Consider the following 16,782-nt stretch of genomic DNA (forward strand, 5'->3'; position numbering starts at 1 on the left):
GGGCATCTCCGGCGCGATCCAGCACCGGGCCGGCATGCAGACCTCCAAGACCATCGTCGCGGTCAACAAGGACCCCGAAGCCCCGATCTTCGAGCTCGCCGACTACGGCGTCGTGGGTGACCTGTTCAAGGTCGTACCCCAGGCCGCCGACGAGATCCGCAAGCGCAAGTAGCCGTCTCCGGCGCCCGCCGACTCGGGTGGTCTCCTCGCCGGGAGACCACCCGAGCGCATAGGCATAAGCTTGTCCACTGATGGCCTACCTGGATCACGCGGCGACCACGCCGATGCTTGCGGAAGCGCTGGACGCCTACATCTCCGCCGCCCGCGATGTCGGCAACCCTTCCTCGCTGCACGCCGCCGGCCGCTGCGCCCGCCGCATCGTCGAGGAATCCCGCGAGCGCATCGCCGCCGCCCTGAACGCCCGCCCCTCGGAAGTCATCTTCACCAGCGGCGGCACCGAAAGCGACAACCTCGCCACGAAGGGCATCTTCTGGGCGCGGCGCACGCTCTCGCTCAACCGCACCCGGGTGATCGCCTCCGCGGTCGAGCACCACGCTGTCCTGGACGCGGTCGACTGGCTGGCCACCCACGAGGGCGCCACGGTCGACCTGCTGCCGGTGGACGCGCGCGGCTGGGTCGACCCGGCCGGCTTGGCGGATCTGCTCGCGCGCTACCGCGACGAGATCGCGGTGGTGAGCGTCCAGTGGGCCAACAACGAGGTCGGCACCATCCAGCCGGTCCAGGAGCTGGCCCGGCTGTCCGCCGAGGCCGGCATCCCGTTCCACACCGACGCCGTCCAGGCCGTGGGCGCCATCCCCGTCGACTTCGCCGCCAGCGGCGCCGCCGCGATGACCGTCACCGGCCACAAGGTCGGCGGCCCGGTCGGCGTGGGCGCGCTGCTGCTCGGCCGCGACGTCCCGTGCACGCCGTTGCTCCACGGTGGCGGCCAGGAGCGGGACGTCCGCTCGGGCACCCTCGACACCCCGGGCGTGGCGGCCTTGGCGGTCGCCGTCGAGATGTCCGTCAAGGCCCAGCAGGATCACGCGGCCCGCGTCGGCGCCCTCCGCGACGACCTGGTCGCCCGGGTCCGCGAGATCGTCCCCGACGCCGTGTACAACGGCGCGACCGGCGACGAGCGCCTCCCCGGCAACGCGCACTTCAGCTTCCCGGGTTGCGAGGGCGACGCCCTGCTGCTGCTCCTGGACGCGCAGGGGATCGCCTGCTCCACCGGTTCCGCCTGCTCGGCCGGCGTGGCCCAGCCCAGCCACGTCCTGCTCGCGATGGGCGCCGACGACGACCGGGCCCGCTCGTCGCTGCGCTTCACGCTCGGCCACACCAGTACGGCCGAGGACGTGGACGCCCTGCTGGCGGCGCTCCCCGCCGCAGTCGAGCGGGCCCGCCGGGCGACCGCCTGGAAGACCCGCTGAGCTGGGCTGAGCTGAGCTGGCTGGCGTCGGGTCTGTGCTGCGGGCAATCGGGATCGTCGTGGTCTTGGGTGGCGGATAGGCTTGCCGGCATGCGAGTTCTAGCGGCCATGTCAGGCGGGGTCGATTCCGCCGTTGCCGCCGCGCGCGCCCATGACGCCGGCCACGACGTCACCGGGGTGCATTTGGCGCTGGCGCGCAACCCCCAGACCTATCGGACGGGTGCGAGAGGCTGCTGCACGCTGGAAGACTCCCGCGACGCCCGGCGCGCCGCCGACGTGATCGGCATCCCCTTCTACGTGTGGGACATGGCCGACCAGTTCCACGAGAATGTCGTCGACGACTTCGTGGCGGAGTATGCGGCCGGCCGCACGCCCAACCCCTGCCTGCGCTGCAACGAGAAGATCAAGTTCGCGGCCGTGCTCGACCGCGCCGTCGCCCTCGGCTTCGACGCGGTGGTCACCGGTCACCACGCCCGCCTGGGCGACGACGGACTCCTGCGCCGCAGCGTCGACGAGGGCAAGGACCAGTCGTACGTGCTGGCCGTGCTGACCCGCGCCCAGCTCGACCGGGCCGTCTTCCCGCTGGGCGACTCGACCAAGGCCCAGGTGCGGGCCGAGGCCGCCGAGCGGGGCCTGGCCGTCGCCGACAAGCCCGACTCCCACGACATCTGCTTCATCGCCGACGGCGACACCCGCGGCTTCCTCGAGCGCAAGCTGGGCAGCGCCCCGGGCGACATCGTCGATTCGCGTACGGGCGAGTCCATCGGCATCCACAACGGCGCCTACGCCTACACGATCGGCCAGCGCAAGGGCCTCGACCTGCGCGTGCCGGCTCCCGACGGGCGCCCGCGCTACGTGCTGTCCATCACCCCGAAGACCAACACCGTGACCGTCGGCCCGCGCGAGGCGCTGGCGGTCGACGTGGTGACCGCCCGCAAGGTGATCTGGCACGGCGCCCCCACTCCCGTCGAGTGCGACGTGCAGCTGCGCGCGCACGGCGAGGTGGTGCCCGCCGAGGTCAGGGTCGAGGGCGACACGCTGACCGCCCGCCTGCGCGAGCCCGCCCGCGGCGTCGCCGCCGGCCAGGCGATCGTCGCGTACCGCCGCGACGACGGCGGCGACATCGTGCTCGGCTCGGCGACCATCACGGCCGGCGTGTCTTCGGATGCGGCTTCCGCGGCGTCCGGGTCTGGGTCTGCGGCGTCTGGGTCTGCGGCGTCTGGGTCTGGGGCGGCGTTGGGCTCTGAGGTTTCCGGCTCTGCAGCGGCGCCCGCCGGCGTCGCTGTTACGCCGGCCGTCGGCTCCGCGGTGGCGGAGCCGGAGCCGGTCGGTGGGGTGGCCCGTGGTTGAGTTTCCGTGGCCGGCCGGCGCGGCTACCGGCATCGGGTCGCTGCCCGGCACCGATGTGGCCGAGGCGCAGCGCGTGGTCTTCGGCGAGCTGCCCGACCTGCCGCACCTGCCCGAGCTGCCGGCCCGCGGCCCGGGTGCCGACGTCATCGGCCGCAGCGCGGGATTTCTGGTCGAGCTGCCCGTGCAGCTTTACGCCGGTCGCTGGCAGATGGCGCCGCGACCGGGCAAAGACCTGCGCCGCACCGCCGACCTGCTGGAGCGCGACCTCGATCAGATGACCGAGCAGGGCGACGGGTTCGCCGGCACGTTCAAGGTGCAGGCGGCCGGCCCCTGGAGCCTGGCCGCCTCGCTCGACCTGCAGATCGGCGGGCGGGTGTTGCGCGACCCCGGCGCCGTGCGCGACCTCACCGACTCGCTCGCCGAGGGGCTGCGCCGGCATGTCGACGACGTGCGCAAGCGGCTGCCGCGGGCGAGCATCATCCTCCAGTTGGACGAGCCCTCGCTCCCGGCCGTGCTGGCCGGCGAGGTGCCCACCGAGAGCGGCCTGGGCGCCTACCGGGTCATCGACGCGCCCGACGCCGCCACCGCGCTGCGCACGGTTGTCGAGACCGTCGGGGTGCCCGTGGTCGCGCATTGCTGTGCTCCGGCCGTACCCTTGCAGGTTTTTCGCGACTCGCGGGCCGCGGCCGTCGCTCTCGACCTCTCGCTGCTGAAAGATCTCGACCCGCTGGGCGAGGCGATCGAGGCCGGACTCGGCCTCTTCGCCGGCGCCGCACCTACCCGCCCGCCCTCCGACGGCCGGGCGCTGACCGGCAAGCAGGTGGCCGAGCGCGTGACCAAGCTCTGGACGAGGCTGGGCTTCCCCGCCGCGCGCCTGCCCGAGCAGGTCATCGTCACGCCCGCCTGCGGCCTCGCCGGCGCGACCGAGCCCTACGCCCGAGCCGTGCTCGCCGCGTGTCGCGAGGCCGGCCAGCGCCTCGCCGAGGCCTGACGCCCGCGCGGCCGGCCGCCCGCACAGATCTTGATGATTGGCCGTTCGGCGCGAGCGCCAATTCATCATCCTGCGCTGGTCGCCGCGACGGGTTGCCGAAATAACCGGATATTTCGGGCGGCGACGCGGCCCTGCTCCCACTATGTGGTGCGCAGGTTCGGTGCTCGGGACAGTCCGCCGGCATGCGGGACGTGGTCCACCCGAAACAGGGTGGCCCGGGCAACCCCGGTAGCCGGCGATCACGATCAACTCGCGTCGGCCTTCCGACCGATTCGATGCGGGTCTTCGCGCTGGTGGCGGGGCGAAAATGTCGGGGGTCCGGGCTACCGTGCCTCTTAGCTCAATCGAGACGGAAGGCGGATGCGATGCGTGACGGGGAGTCGCCGGTCGAGGTCGAGGTGGCCGAGGGGATCGCCGAGGGCCGGCCGACCGCCGCGCAGGAGGCGGCCGCGGGCAAGGACCCGACGTCCGAGGTGAGCGCGCGGCACGCCGAGCTGAGCGACGAGATCCGCGGCCATCAATATCGGTATTACGTGCTCGACTCGCCGACCATCGCCGACGCCGACTTCGACCGCCTGCTGCGTGAGCTCGAGGCGATCGAGGAGGAGTATCCGTCGCTCCGCACGCCCGACTCGCCGACGCAGAATGTCGGCGGCACGTTCTCCACCACCTTCACGCCGGTGGAGCACGCCGAGCGCATGCTCTCGCTCGACAACGTGTTCGACGAGAACGAGCTGGTCGGCTGGGCCGAGCGCACGATCCGCGACGCCGGCGGGCCGACGCAGTTCATCTGCGAGCTCAAGGTGGACGGCCTGGCCATCAACCTGACGTATGAGAAGGGGCGGCTGGTCCGGGGCGCCACCCGCGGCGACGGCCGCACCGGCGAGGACGTCACGCCCAACGTGCGCACGATCCGCCAGATCCCCGAGCGGCTGGCCGACGACAACCCGCCCGAGCTGCTCGAGGTGCGCGGCGAGATCTATTTCCCGGTCTCGGCCTTCGCCGACCTCAACGCGTCGCTGGTCGAGCAGGGCAAGGCGCCGTTCGCCAACCCGCGCAACGCCGCGGCCGGCAGCCTCCGGCAGAAAGACCCGCGCATCACCGCCTCGCGCGGGCTGCGCATGGTGGTGCACGGCATCGGCGCGCGGGTCGGCTTCACGCCGACGTCGCAGTCGCATGCGTACGAGGCGCTGAAGGCTTGGGGTCTGCCCACGAGCGAGCGCTGGAAGCTGGTGGACGACTTGGCCGGCGTCCGGGAGTACATCGCGTATTACGGCGAGCACCGGCACGACGTCGAGCACGAGATCGACGGCGTGGTGGTCAAGGTCGACTCGGTGTCGATCCAGGGGCGGCTCGGCTCGACCAGCCGGGCGCCGCGCTGGGCGATCGCCTACAAATATCCGCCCGAGGAGGTCACCACCAAGCTGCTCGACATCGCGGTGAACGTGGGGCGCACCGGCCGCGTGACGCCGTATGCGATTCTCGAGCCGGTCAAGGTGGCGGGCTCCACGGTGGCCCAGGCGACGCTGCACAACGCGCGCGAGGTCGAGCGCAAGGGCGTGCTCATCGGCGACACCATCGTGCTGCGCAAGGCCGGCGACGTCATCCCCGAGGTGCTCGGCCCGGTCATCGACCTGCGGCCCGACGACGCGCGGGCGTTCGTGATGCCGACCGAGTGCCCGGCCTGCGGCACCAAGCTGGCGCCGGCCAAGGAGAGCGACGTCGACATCCGCTGCCCCAACACGCGGTCCTGCCCCGCGCAGCTGCGCGAGCGAGTGTTCCACCTGGCCGGGCGGGGCGCGTTCGACATCGAGGTGCTGGGCTACAAGGCGGGTCAGGCCCTGCTCGACTCGGGCGTGATCAGCGACGAGGGCGACCTGTTCGCGCTCACCGCCGATCAGCTGCGGGAGTCGCCGTTCTTCGTCAACCAGGACGGCAGCCTCGGCAGCAACGCGGTGCGCCTGCTCGACAACCTGGAAAAGGCCAAGGAGCAGCCGCTCTGGCGGGTGCTGGTGGCGCTGTCGATCCGGCACGTGGGCCCGACCGCCGCCCAGGCGCTGGCCCGCGAGTTCGGCTCGATGGAGGCGATCGAGCGGGCGGTGGCCACGCCGCCGCCCGCCCCCGAGCCGGTCGAGGAGGGCGAGGGCGCCAAGCGCAAACCCAAGGCCGAGCCCGACCCGCTGTCGTCGGTGGAGGGCGTCGGGCCGACGATCGCCGAGAGCCTGCGCGAGTGGTTCGCGGTCGACTGGCACCGCGAGATCGTTCGCAAGTGGCGTGCGGCCGGCGTGCGTATGGCCGACGAACGGGTGGACGAGGGGCCGCGCCCGCTGGAGGGGCTGACGGTCGTGGTCACCGGCACGCTTTCCACCCATTCGCGCGACCAGGCGACCGAGGCGGTCACCGCGCGCGGCGGCAAGGTCAGCGGCTCGGTCTCCAAGAAGACGTCGTTCGTGGTGGTCGGCGACAACCCGGGCAGCAAGTACGACAAGGCCCTGTCGCTGAAGGTGCCGGTGCTGGACGAGGCGGGCTTCGCGGTCCTGCTCGCCGACGGCCCGGAGGCGGCGCGCGCGGTTGCCGAGATGGCGCCGGAGGCTCCGGCCGAGGGCTGACGAACGCGAGGATGGCCGCGCTCGTTTCACGTCGCGCGGCGGTCGCGCCATCACCCGAAAGAAGTAATTTGCGAATAATGAGCGTTTGAGGGCTTATGCCGATTTGATAACGCCGAAGCTGTTTCGCGGCCAACAGACAATGCGGATCTATGGTGAAAACGATCGGTAGATCCCCGCCATTGTGGAGGTCGCATGGACGCCGCACGCCCTCGCAAACGCGTGGCGAATACGCACGCGAGCAGCGACGGCGCGGCGTCGGGCCACCCGGGCCGAGACGAGCCGCGGCGCGGGGCCGTGCAGCGGCGGCGGGCGCTGGTGGTCACGGCGGGCGCCGCCCTGGTGGCCGACGGGGTTCTGTGGGCGCTGGGCTGGCGGACCTTCGCGGGGCTGCCGGGAGCCTATTGGCTGATGGCGGCGCTTGCCGTGGTGGTCGACGCGCGACCCTATGTGCTTGCCGACCGGCGGGCGAGCTCGGTGATCCTGCCGTCCATTTGTTTTACCTTCGCGATCGCGCTGGCCTGGGGAGTGGTGCCGGCGCTCGCCGTACAGGTGGCGGCCGTGGCGGTGGCGGGCGCTCGGATGCGGCAAGCCGTGCGGCGCACGTTCCACCTTGCCGTGCAGCACGCGGTGGCGATCGGGGCGGCGGCCGGCGTGGCGGCGGTCGTCTCGCTGCGGATCGGGCCCCAGCCGGACTGGGATGACGCGGTGCTGACCGTGGCGGCGGCCGCGGCCTGGATTGTCGCTCGCTACGGGCTGGCCGCGGGGGTCGCCCGGATGGGCTCGCATCGGCGCCGGCGGCCCCGCGGGCGGCGGCGCGGGGTGGAGGTGCTGGCCACGGCCTCGCTTCTGCTGCTCGGGCCGATCGTGCTGGCGACGGCGCAGGTGGGGCTGGCCTTCGTGCCGTTGGTGCTGCTGGCGCTGCACGCGGTGCACCGGATGGTGCGGTCGGCCGGCGAGTCCGAGCGGGCGGAGCGGGTGGACGCGTTGACCGGGCTGCCCAACCGGCGGGCGCTGCAGGCCTCGGTGGGCGACAAGGGCGGCCGGCACCGGGCGCTGCTGCTGCTCGACCTCGACCGGTTCCGGACCGTGAACGACGCGCTCGGGCATCGGGTGGGGGATCGGTTGCTGGTGGAGGTGGCGCGGCGGCTGGCGGAGGTGGTGCCGGCGCACGATCTCGTGGTACGGCTGGGCGGGGACGAGTTCGCGGTGCTCGCCAACCGGGTGGACGGGGCGCCGGAGGCCCGGCGGATCGCCTGCCACCTGGCCGAGGCGTTGAACCGGCCGTTCGCGCTCGACGGGTTGCCGGTGGACGTCAGCGCCTCGATCGGCATCGCGTTGCAGGGCGACTCCGGGGACGACTGCGCGGCGCTGCTGCGCGAGGCGGAGGCCGCGATGTACGACGCGAAGCAGCGGGGTGACCAGGTCGCGGTCTACGGCCCGGACGCGGCCCACCACTCGCCGGACCGGCTGACGCTGCTGGCCGACCTGCGCCGGGCGCTGCGCGACGACGCGCCCGGCGACGGGATCGTACTGTTCTACCAACCGCAGATCGCCATCGCGACCGGCGAGGTGGTCGGGGTCGAGGCGCTGCTGCGGTGGCAGCATCCGGAGCGGGGCATGGTCGGGCCCGAGGAGCTGATCCGGGTGGCCGAGCCGACGCCGGTGATGCGGCTGCTCACCCAGCGGGTGCTGCACGACGTGGTGGCCCAGGTGGCGGCCTGGCGGGACGCGGGACGTCCGCTGCGGGCGGCGGTAAACGTCAGCGCCCGGGACCTGCACGCGGGCGGCATCGCGGACCGTGTCGAACAACTTCTTGACGAGTACGCCGTGCCGGCCGACCTCATTCAGCTCGAGATCACCGAGAGCGCGCTGATGGCCGACCCGCACCGGGTGCTGAACACGATCACCCGGCTCGACCGGATGGGCGTGGCGATCTCGCTCGACGACTTCGGCACCGGGTACTCGTCGCTGCAGCACCTGCGCCGCCTGCCGCTGGCCGAGGTGAAGATCGACCGCTCGTTCGTGCTCGGCATGGCCACCGATCGGGGCGACGCCGCGATCGTCCGCTCGGTGATCGGGCTCGCCGAGGCGCTCGGCCTGCGCGCGGTGGCCGAGGGCGTCGAGGACGAGCGCACGTGGCGCCTGCTGGCCGCGGCCGGCTGTCATGCGGCCCAGGGCTGGTTCCACGCCCGTCCCATGCCCCCGGACGACCTGGCCCGCTGGCTCGCCCGCTACCGCCCATTGCGCCCGGCCGCCAGCCCGCTGGCCGTTTCCCGGCCGTCCACGTGAGCCGGCGTGCCGGTGTGCCGGCCCGCAAGACCGCCCGAACAGTCGTCATCGCCCTCCCGCCCCACGACTCCGGCATGCCCTGCGGGACGGGCGCGACAAGTCATCGATATAGTTGGATATACGGGGCTTGACCTTAATCCCCACCTGCGCGAACGTGGTCGCCCGGGCTGGTCCCGCCTGCGGTTGGCGACAATCGCGGGGAGCCTTGAGCGCGACCACTTACGCAGGTCGCCCGGGTGGGCCGAGCGTTCTGGGCGCGTCAGCGCCCTGCTCGGCCCGCCCGGGTCCCGCCGGGAGGGACGGTCCGTACCCACCACCCACGCACGACATCATGAATTTGATCTTGAGGCCTTTCGTGTCCCGCCGGAAAAGCTGTCGGGGGGTCGAAATAGACTCGACCCGTCAGCGACGGAGTTCGAGAAAGTAGGAGCTATGGCCATCTCCCGCGAAGAGGTCGCGCATCTCGCGCGCCTGTCGCGGCTCGCCGTGACCGAGCAGGAACTGGATCAGTTCGCGGGCCAGCTGGACGTGATCCTGCAGTCGGTCGCGCGGGTCGGCGAGGTGGCCGCGGACGATATTCCGCCCACCTCGCACTCCGTGCCGCTGACGAATGTCTACCGCGACGACATCCCGCAGCCGTGCCTCACGCAGGAGGAAGCGCTGTCCGGCGCGCCCGACGCGTTCGAGGGCCGCTTCCGGGTGCCGCGGATCCTGGACGAGGAGGCCTGAGATGACCGATCTGATCCGGATGTCGGCGGCCGAGCTCGCCAGCAAGATCAAGAGCAAGGAGGTCTCGGCCGTCGAGGTGGCGCAGGCGCATCTCGACCGGATCGAGGCCGTCGATTCCCGCGTCCATGCCTTCCTGCATGTCGACCGGGCGGGCGCCCTGGCCGCCGCCGCACGCGTCGACAACGGCGAGGTCGACGGGCCGCTCGCGGGCGTGCCGGTCGCGGTCAAGGACGTGATCGTCACCAAGGGCGTGCCCACCACCGCGGCGTCGAAGATCCTCGAGGGCTGGCGTCCGCCGTACAACGCGACGATCGTGGAGCGGCTGCAGGCGGCCGGCACGGTCATGCTCGGCAAGACCAACATGGACGAGTTCGCGATGGGCTCGTCGACGGAGTATTCGGCCTACGGCCCGACCAACAACCCGTGGGACCTCGGGCGGATCCCGGGTGGTTCGGGCGGGGGAAGCGCGGCGGCGATCGCCGCCTACGAGGCGCCCCTCGCGATCGGCACCGACACCGGCGGCTCGATCCGGCAGCCGGGTGCGGTCACCGGCACCGTCGGCGCCAAGCCGACTTATGGCGGCACGTCCCGCTACGGGCTGATCGCGTTCTCGTCCTCGCTGGACACCCCGGGCCCCTGCGCGCGCAACGTCGAGGACGCGGCCCTGCTGCACTCGGTGATCGCCGGGCACGACGTGCGCGACTCCACCTCGATCCCGCAGCCGGTTCCCGACGTGGTCGGCGCGGCCCGGCGGGGCGCGGGCGGCGACTTGAGCGGGGTCAAGCTCGGCCTGGTCAAGGAGTTCGCCGGCGACGGCTCCGAGCCGGGAGTGTCGGCGGCCTTCCGCGAGTCGCTGGAGGCGCTGGTCAAGCTGGGCGCCGAGGTCGTCGAGGTCTCCTGCCCGCACTTCGAGTACGCGTTGCCGGCCTACTACCTGATCGCGCCGAGCGAGTGCTCCTCCAACCTGGCCCGCTTCGACGGCGTCCGCTACGGCCTGCGGGTCGGCGACGACGGCAACCGGTCGCTCGAGGAGGTCATGTCGCTGACCCGCGACGCCGGCTTCGGCCCCGAGGTCAAGCGCCGGATCATCCTGGGGACGTACGCGTTGTCCAGCGGCTACTACGACGCCTACTACGGGCAGGCCCAGAAGGTCCGCACCCTGATCACGCGCGACTTCCAGCAGGCGTTCGAGCGGGTCGACGTGCTGGTCTCGCCGACCACCCCGTTCGTGGCGTTCCCGTTCGGGTCGCGCACGTCCGATCCGTACCAGATGTATCTGGCCGACCTGTTCACGATCCCGACCAACCTGTACGGCGGTCCGGCCATCTCGGTCCCGTGCGGGCTGTCCGAGGGGCTGCCGGTCGGCTTCCAGATCATGGCGCCGACCATGGCCGACGACCGGATGTACCGGGTGGCGGCGGCGCTCGAGTCCGCGGTCGGGATCCTCACGCCGCCGGCCCTGTAGAAGAAGCCGGCCCTGTAGGAGACAGCGGTCAACGGGGCGTCGTCTTCGAGTCCAGCCACGAGTTGATCAGCTTGGTGAAGTCCTTGCCGGTCTGCTTGTTGACGAACGCGATGAACGACGCCCTGTCCTGCTGGCTGCCCTTCTGCGTCTGCACCCAGGCCTTGGCCAGCGCGAAGAACTTCGCGTCGCCCAGCGCGTCGTTGAGCTCCTTGAGCATCGCGGCCGGGCAGATGTAGACGTTGTCCTCGGCGAAGTTGGCCGCCTTGGGGTGCCCGGGCGGCCCGATCTTCTTGCGGTCGAGCGCGTCGTACTTGCGCAGGTATTCCTCGAGCTCCTTGTCACTGAAGTGGTAGAGCTCCTGCTCCCAGAGGAACTGCACGTACATCGCCCAGCCCTCGTTGAGCCACAGGTCGGTCCAGGTGGACGTGGTCACGGCGTCGCCGAACCACTGGTGCGCGTACTCGTGGAGCAGGTCCTCCTCGAAGTACGCGGCGTCGAACTTCTTGATCTCGCGGCCCATGGTGATCATCTGCTGGGTCTCCATGCCCGAGGGCGAGTCGACCAGCACGATGCCGCCGCTGGCGAACGGGTACGGCCCGAATCGCTTCTCGAGGAACGCCAGGAACTTCGGCGACTTCTTGAGCGAGGGCAGCATCTTGTTGTCGGTGCCGGCGCGGTACCAGTACGTCAGCGGGATGCCGCGCGGGCCCTTGCCGGTGGCCTTCTTGTACCGGCCGACCGCGAGGGTCTGCAGGTACGTCGCCATCGGCTGGTCGCTCGCGTAGGTGAACGTGGTGCCCTTGACCCCGGCCGGCGTGCCCGCCGCGATCGCCGAGTAGCCGGCCGGCACGGTCACCTCGATGTCGTAGAGCGCCTTGTCGGACGGCTGGTCGTTGGCCGGATACCAGGTGAACGCCCCGAACGGCTCCTGCATCGTGTAGAGGCCGCCCTCCTTGGTCACGGTCAGGCCGAGCGGCTCGGCGTCGCTGCGATGCGACGGCATCGGGGTGGTGGCGGGCTTGCCGTGGTACGCCACGGCCAGCGTGACCGGCTTGTCCTTGGTGACCGCCACCGGCACGACCAGCCGCTCGGCGCTCACCCTCGCACCCGTCACGGCCTCGTCGTCGACCGTCACCCGGTCCAGCGTGTACGGCTTGAAGTCGAGCTCGATCGAGGCGGCGTCGGCGGCCGGGCGGATCTGCAGGGTGGCCAGCCCGGTGAGCGTCTTGGCCGGCAGCGCCCAGGACAGCTTCAGGTCGTAGTGCAGCACGTCGAGGCTCGCGTTGCCGTGCTTGGGGTAGATCGGGTCGGCGACCGGGGTCGACTCGCCCCTCGCCCAGGCCGAATAGTCCTTGGCCGGGGCGGCGGGGTCGGCCGAGGCGCCGGCGGCGGGCTTGTCGGCCGCGGGCTTGTCGTCGCAGCCGGCGATCAGGACGACCGCGGCGAGGGCGACGGCCAGGAGCGGGGAGCGGTGCATGGCCGGGACGCTACCTAATTGATCATCACTCGTGGGGGCAGCCCGAGGTCGGCGGGAATTCCGTCGGACCGGGCCACTAGGCTGGAGGGCGAAAGTCACCGGATCCAGTCGGGGAGCTCACCGCATGACCACCATCGCCCTGCCGACGTATGAGGACGCCGTCGCCCGCTACGAGCCGGTCATCGGCCTCGAGACGCACGTCGAGCTGGGCACGCGGACCAAGATGTTCTGCGGCTGCCGCACCGAGTTCGGCGCGGAGCCCAACACCCAGGTCTGCCCGGTCTGCCTCGGCCTGCCCGGCGCCCTCCCGGTGGCCAACCGCGCCGGCATCGAGGCGACGATCCGCATCGGCCTCGCGCTCAACTGCGAGATCGCCACCTGGTGCCGCATGGCCCGGAAGAACTACTTCTACCCCGACATGCCAAAGAACTTCCAGACGTCGCAGTACGACGAGCCGCTCTGCGTCGACGGCTATGTCGACGTCGAGGTGGACGGCACGTCGTACCGGATCGGCATCGAGCGGGTGCACCTCGAGGAGGACACCGGCAAGACGCTGCACGTGGGCGGCGCCACCGGGCGCATCCACGGCGCGACCGAGTCGCTGGTCGACTACAACCGGGCCGGCATCCCGCTGGTCGAGATCGTGACCAAGCCGGTGCCGGGCCTCGGCGCGCTCGCCCCCGAGGTGGCGCGGGCCTACGTCACCGAGCTCCGCGACATCATCCGGTCGCTCGGCGTCTCCGACGTGCGCATGGAGCAGGGCTCGCTGCGATGCGACGTCAACACCTCGCTCAACAAGCCGGGCGAGGAGTGGGGCACCCGCACCGAGACCAAGAACGTGAACTCGCTTCGCTCGGTCGAGCGCGCCGTCCGTTCCGAGATCATCCGGCAGGCCGGGGTGCTCGACGAGGGCGGCCGCATCATCCAGGAGACCCGCCACTTCCACGAGGACCGCGGCGACACCAGCTCGGGCCGGTCCAAGGAGGAAGCGACCGACTATCGGTACTTCCCCGAGCCCGACCTGGTGCCGATCGCGCCCGACCCGGCGTGGGTGGCCGAGCTCAAGGCGGCCCTGCCGGAAAAGCCGAGCGTCAAGCGGGCCCGGCTGCGGGAGGAATGGGGGATCACCGCCGTCGAGATGCAGTCGGTGGCCAACGCGGGCGCGGTCGAGCTGATCGAGGAGACGATCGCGGCCGGCGCATCGCCCGCGGGTGCTCGCAAGTGGTGGATGGGCGAGTTGGCCCGCCGCGCCAACGAGACCGGCATCGAGCTGTCCGCGGTGGGCGCCACCCCGGCGCAGGTCGCCGCCCTGCAGAAGCTGGTCGACGACGGCAAGCTCAACGACAAGCTGGCCCGCAGCGTGCTCGAGGGCGTCGTGGCCGGCGAGGGCGACCCGGCGGCGATCATGGCGGCCCGGGGCCTCGAGGTGGTCAACGACGAGGGCGCGCTGACGGCGGCGGTCGACGAGGCGATCGCGGCCAACCCCGACATCGCCGCGAAGGTCCGCGACGGCAAGGTCGCGGCGGCGGGCGCGCTGGTGGGCGCGGTCATGAAGACCACCCGCGGCCAGGCGGACGCCAAGGCCGTGCGCGAGCTGATCCTGGCCCGCCTGTCCTCCTGAGGGGCGCGCTGGGCCCTTCGCCGGCGGAGGGCTCTAGCTGGGCGAGGCGTCGGGCGTGACGGTGGTCACCGCGTCGTTCCGCGCGCCGATGACGTTTCGCTGCATCTCCACGTTCGACTGGCCGGTGCCGCCCAACTCGATGTCGTCGTACGCCTTGAGCTGGTTTTTCTCGTCGAAGTAGAGCACCGACAGGCTCAACGGCGTCGGCTCCTCCTTCTCCAGCCCGCGCAGCCCGGCGCCGCCCGTGGACCCCTCGACCATGAGCCGGGTCGGTGCGGCCGCGACGGCCACGGCGGACGGCGACGGCCCAGCGGGGCCGGCCGCGGGGGCGGAGGACGACGGCCCGGCGGACTCGGCGGAGGGCGCGGGCGCCGGTGGCGGCGCCAGCAGGCTGACCTCGCGGTGGTGCAGGTGACCGGCGAGCACCAGCGGCACCACCCCCGACAGCGGCGGCGCCATCGCCGGGTCGTGCACCATCGCGATGTCGACCGGCTTGCCGCTCTGCTGGATGGTCTCCCGGAGCCGCTCGCCCGACTGCAGCAGCGGGCTGATCGCCGGGTCGTCCGCGTTGAGCGCCGCCGGGGTCTCGCTCTTGTCCGGCGTGAACTCGGGGTCGCCGATGCCGGCGATGGTGAGCCCGTCGACCGTGGTGATGCTGTTGTCGAGCACCACCGCGTTGCGCTGGCGGGCCACCGCGGCCTGGATCGCGCCGGAGTCGTGGTTGCCGCGCACGTAGATGTACGGCACGTCGAGCGACGGGATCGAGCTCACGTACCCGGTCTCGGCGCTCGAGCCCCAGTCGACCATGTCGCCCGTGTCGACCACCGCGTCGATGTCGAAGGTTTGCACCACGGTGCGGATCAGCCCCCACGACGACGGGTTGAGGTGCAGGTCGGAGACGTGCAGGATGCGCGTGGTGTTGCCCTCCGGCTGGTACACCGGCAGCGTCGAGACCGTGGTGTAGAGGCGGCTCACGTTGCTGACGATCTGCTGGAGCTGATCGGCGTAGCGGCCGTAGTTGTCGGCGATGCGGCGGGCGTCACCGACCACGGCGGGCGCGTTGACCAGCAGACCCTCGTATCTCGGCTCGGCGATCGAGTCGGGGCGCAGCGTGAAGGCGGCCAGGCCCAGGCTACTGAGGGTCACCACCAGCGCCGTCACGCCGGCCGCCGCCACCCGGCGGATGTCGCGGAAGATCAGGCCCGAGAGGATCAGCGCGGACAGGACGGCGATGCCCAGCGCCCGCACGCCGAGCCGGATCACGCCCATCCGGACGTCCTCGACCGCGTTCTCGCCGGCGGAGCTGATCGCCGACGGATCGTCGATCAGCGCTTCGGTGCGGTCCTGGTCGAGGGCCGACAGGTTGACCTTGAGGTGGATCGGGCCGTCGTGGCTGTCCAGATGCAGCGAGCCGAGCGGCGGGATGTCGACCTCGGTGCCGCCCTGGATCGACGGGCTGATCGACATCTCGGCCCGGAACGGTCCCACGTTGATGTCCGCGTGGGCGAACAGCATGGTGCCGATCACCACGCCGCCGATGCTGATCAGGGCGATCGCGGCGCCGATGCGGGCCCGGCGAGCCCAGGGCCGGCGCAGGAGTCGACCGGTCGCCGCCGCGTAGCGGCGGATGGCGGACAGGCAGCGGAGCCAGATCGCGGTCATATGTGATCAGGTGATTCCCGCGCCGCCGGCGGAGAAAACGAGCCGGATGATCCGGTCGTCGTCGGGGGCCGGGTCACCGGCGTCCTCCTGGTTGGATGTGCTCACCCACAGTGAGCCGTCGGGGGCCGCCACCATGCCGCGCAACCGGCCGTACTCGCCGGTGAGCAGCGCCTGCGGGGTGCCCAGCACGGTGCCGTTGTCGGTGGTGTCGAGCAGCCAGACCCGCTTGCCGAGCAGGCAGGCGGTGGCCACGGCCCGCTCGATGACGCCCACCCCGGAGCAGTACGAGTCGGCGATCGGCCAGGAGTAGAGCGGGCTGGTCAGCGTCGCGTCGCCGCTCGCGCCGTCGGCCTTGGCCCAGCCGTAGTTCTTGCCCTTGACGATCACGTTGAGCTCGCCGGTCTTGGGCTGGCCGTTCTCCGTCGCGTACATCCGCTTGGTCTTGTCCCACGTCAAGCCCTGCACATTGCGGTGGCCGAGCGACCAGACCAGCGAATTCTTGATCGGATTGCCGGGGGCGGGCTTGCCCGCCGCGGTCATCCGCAGGATCTTGCCGCCCAGGCTCTTCGGGTTTTGCGCCTGCGTGCCGTTGGTCGCGTCGCCGGTGCCGGCGTACAGGTAGCCGTCGGGTCCGAAGGCCAGCGCGCCGCCGTTGTCGGCCGGCGAGCGCGGGATGCCGGTCACGATCGGCTGCAGCTTGCCCTTGAGCACCAGCTTGCCGATCCGGTTGTCCTTGGCCGTCGAGTAGTAGACGAAGACGGTCTTGTCGGCCGTGTATTTCGGGGACACGGCGATGCCGAGCAGGCCGCCGTCCCCGGACGACTGCACCTCGGTGAGCCGCTGCACCTCGGCGACGGTCAGCCCGTTCGCGTCGGACTCGGGGCCGACCTGCAGGATGCGGCCGGTGTCGCGCTCGGTGACCAGGGCGGCGCCGTCGGGCAGGAACGCCATGCCCCACGGGACCTCCAGACCCTTGGCGAGGACGGTGACCGCCACCTCGGAGTCACCCTCGGGGGCGCTGCTCGCGGACGCCTCGCCCGACGGTTTCGGCAGGTTGGGCGGGGTGCCCTGCTGATCGGCATCGGGCGGGCCGAAGCTGCAGGCGGCGGTCAGCGCCAGCACGGCCGCGACCGACGCAGCCATCAGCGCCCGGCGGCGGGAAC

10 protein-coding genes and 2 pseudogenes are annotated in these 16,782 nt (G+C 71.7%); 9 read left to right on the top strand and 3 right to left on the bottom strand.

The features are described from left to right. The 8 genes and pseudogenes from ACFQS1_RS38360 to gatA all read left to right on the top strand — a co-directional run. Positions 1-172 (top strand): annotated as a pseudogene (locus tag ACFQS1_RS38360) (electron transfer flavoprotein subunit alpha/FixB family protein); the annotation flags it as partial. A 79-nt stretch (positions 173-251) separates the two neighbouring features. Continuing rightward, positions 252-1,427, top strand: coding sequence for a cysteine desulfurase family protein (locus tag ACFQS1_RS38365; RefSeq protein WP_378977579.1), 1,176 nt, complete (start codon positions 252-254; stop codon positions 1,425-1,427). Positions 1,428-1,516: 89 nt separating this feature from the next. Continuing rightward, a pseudogene (mnmA, locus tag ACFQS1_RS38370) lies at positions 1,517-2,578 on the top strand (tRNA 2-thiouridine(34) synthase MnmA); the annotation flags it as partial. A gap of 190 nt (positions 2,579-2,768) precedes the next feature. Next, the gene (locus tag ACFQS1_RS38375) at positions 2,769-3,767 is read left to right on the top strand and encodes a uroporphyrinogen decarboxylase/cobalamine-independent methonine synthase family protein (RefSeq protein ID WP_378977581.1); all 999 of its coding nucleotides are present in this window, start codon (positions 2,769-2,771) and stop codon (positions 3,765-3,767) included. A gap of 365 nt (positions 3,768-4,132) precedes the next feature. Continuing rightward, a complete protein-coding gene (ligA, locus tag ACFQS1_RS38380; RefSeq protein WP_378977583.1) occupies positions 4,133-6,376 on the top strand; it encodes an NAD-dependent DNA ligase LigA in 2,244 nt (747 codons plus the stop codon). A 192-nt stretch (positions 6,377-6,568) separates the two neighbouring features. Beyond that, complete coding sequence (locus ACFQS1_RS38385; RefSeq protein WP_378977585.1) at positions 6,569-8,665, top strand: putative bifunctional diguanylate cyclase/phosphodiesterase; 2,097 nt, start codon at positions 6,569-6,571, stop codon at positions 8,663-8,665. A 432-nt stretch (positions 8,666-9,097) separates the two neighbouring features. Continuing rightward, positions 9,098-9,394, top strand: a complete 297-nt coding sequence (gatC, locus tag ACFQS1_RS38390) for an Asp-tRNA(Asn)/Glu-tRNA(Gln) amidotransferase subunit GatC (RefSeq protein ID WP_378977587.1) — start codon at positions 9,098-9,100, stop codon at positions 9,392-9,394. A gap of 1 nt (position 9,395) precedes the next feature. After that, positions 9,396-10,859, top strand: coding sequence for an Asp-tRNA(Asn)/Glu-tRNA(Gln) amidotransferase subunit GatA (gatA, locus tag ACFQS1_RS38395; protein ID WP_378977589.1), 1,464 nt, complete (start codon positions 9,396-9,398; stop codon positions 10,857-10,859). A 28-nt stretch (positions 10,860-10,887) separates the two neighbouring features. On the opposite strand, the gene ACFQS1_RS38400 is transcribed toward gatA, so the two are convergent. Continuing rightward, a complete protein-coding gene (locus ACFQS1_RS38400) occupies positions 10,888-12,336 on the bottom strand; it encodes a M1 family metallopeptidase (protein ID WP_378977591.1) in 1,449 nt (482 codons plus the stop codon). A gap of 124 nt (positions 12,337-12,460) precedes the next feature. Here ACFQS1_RS38400 and gatB point away from each other — a divergent pair, with 124 nt between their 5' ends. Further along, complete coding sequence (gene gatB / locus ACFQS1_RS38405; protein WP_378977593.1) at positions 12,461-13,957, top strand: Asp-tRNA(Asn)/Glu-tRNA(Gln) amidotransferase subunit GatB; 1,497 nt, start codon at positions 12,461-12,463, stop codon at positions 13,955-13,957. 33 nt (positions 13,958-13,990) lie between these two features. On the opposite strand, the gene ACFQS1_RS38410 is transcribed toward gatB, so the two are convergent. Further along, positions 13,991-15,619 carry a metallophosphoesterase family protein gene (locus ACFQS1_RS38410; protein WP_378977595.1) on the bottom strand — a complete coding sequence of 543 codons (1,629 nt, stop codon included), beginning with the start codon at positions 15,617-15,619 and terminating at the stop codon, positions 13,991-13,993. 6 nt (positions 15,620-15,625) lie between these two features. Then, complete coding sequence (locus tag ACFQS1_RS38415; RefSeq protein WP_378977611.1) at positions 15,626-16,762, bottom strand: PQQ-dependent sugar dehydrogenase; 1,137 nt, start codon at positions 16,760-16,762, stop codon at positions 15,626-15,628. Positions 16,763-16,782 lie beyond the last annotated feature (20 nt).

Source organism: Paractinoplanes rhizophilus, from assembly GCF_042664765.1.
Classification (GTDB): Bacteria; Actinomycetota; Actinomycetes; order Mycobacteriales; family Micromonosporaceae; genus Actinoplanes; species Actinoplanes rhizophilus.

What these genes read in the sequence shown, in the direction of transcription:
- ACFQS1_RS38365 (WP_378977579.1), top strand. Translation starts at nt 252, where the DNA reads ATGGCCTACCTGGATCACGCGGCGACCACGCCGATGCTTGCGGAAGCG.
- ligA (WP_378977583.1), top strand. Translation starts at nt 4,133, where the DNA reads ATGCGTGACGGGGAGTCGCCGGTCGAGGTCGAGGTGGCCGAGGGGATC.
- ACFQS1_RS38385 (WP_378977585.1), top strand. Translation starts at nt 6,569, where the DNA reads ATGGACGCCGCACGCCCTCGCAAACGCGTGGCGAATACGCACGCGAGC.
- gatC (WP_378977587.1), top strand. Translation starts at nt 9,098, where the DNA reads ATGGCCATCTCCCGCGAAGAGGTCGCGCATCTCGCGCGCCTGTCGCGG.
- gatA (WP_378977589.1), top strand. Translation starts at nt 9,396, where the DNA reads ATGACCGATCTGATCCGGATGTCGGCGGCCGAGCTCGCCAGCAAGATC.
- ACFQS1_RS38400 (WP_378977591.1), bottom strand. Translation starts at nt 12,336, where the DNA reads ATGCACCGCTCCCCGCTCCTGGCCGTCGCCCTCGCCGCGGTCGTCCTG.
- gatB (WP_378977593.1), top strand. Translation starts at nt 12,461, where the DNA reads ATGACCACCATCGCCCTGCCGACGTATGAGGACGCCGTCGCCCGCTAC.
- ACFQS1_RS38410 (WP_378977595.1), bottom strand. Translation starts at nt 15,619, where the DNA reads ATGACCGCGATCTGGCTCCGCTGCCTGTCCGCCATCCGCCGCTACGCG.
- ACFQS1_RS38415 (WP_378977611.1), bottom strand. Translation starts at nt 16,762, where the DNA reads ATGGCTGCGTCGGTCGCGGCCGTGCTGGCGCTGACCGCCGCCTGCAGC.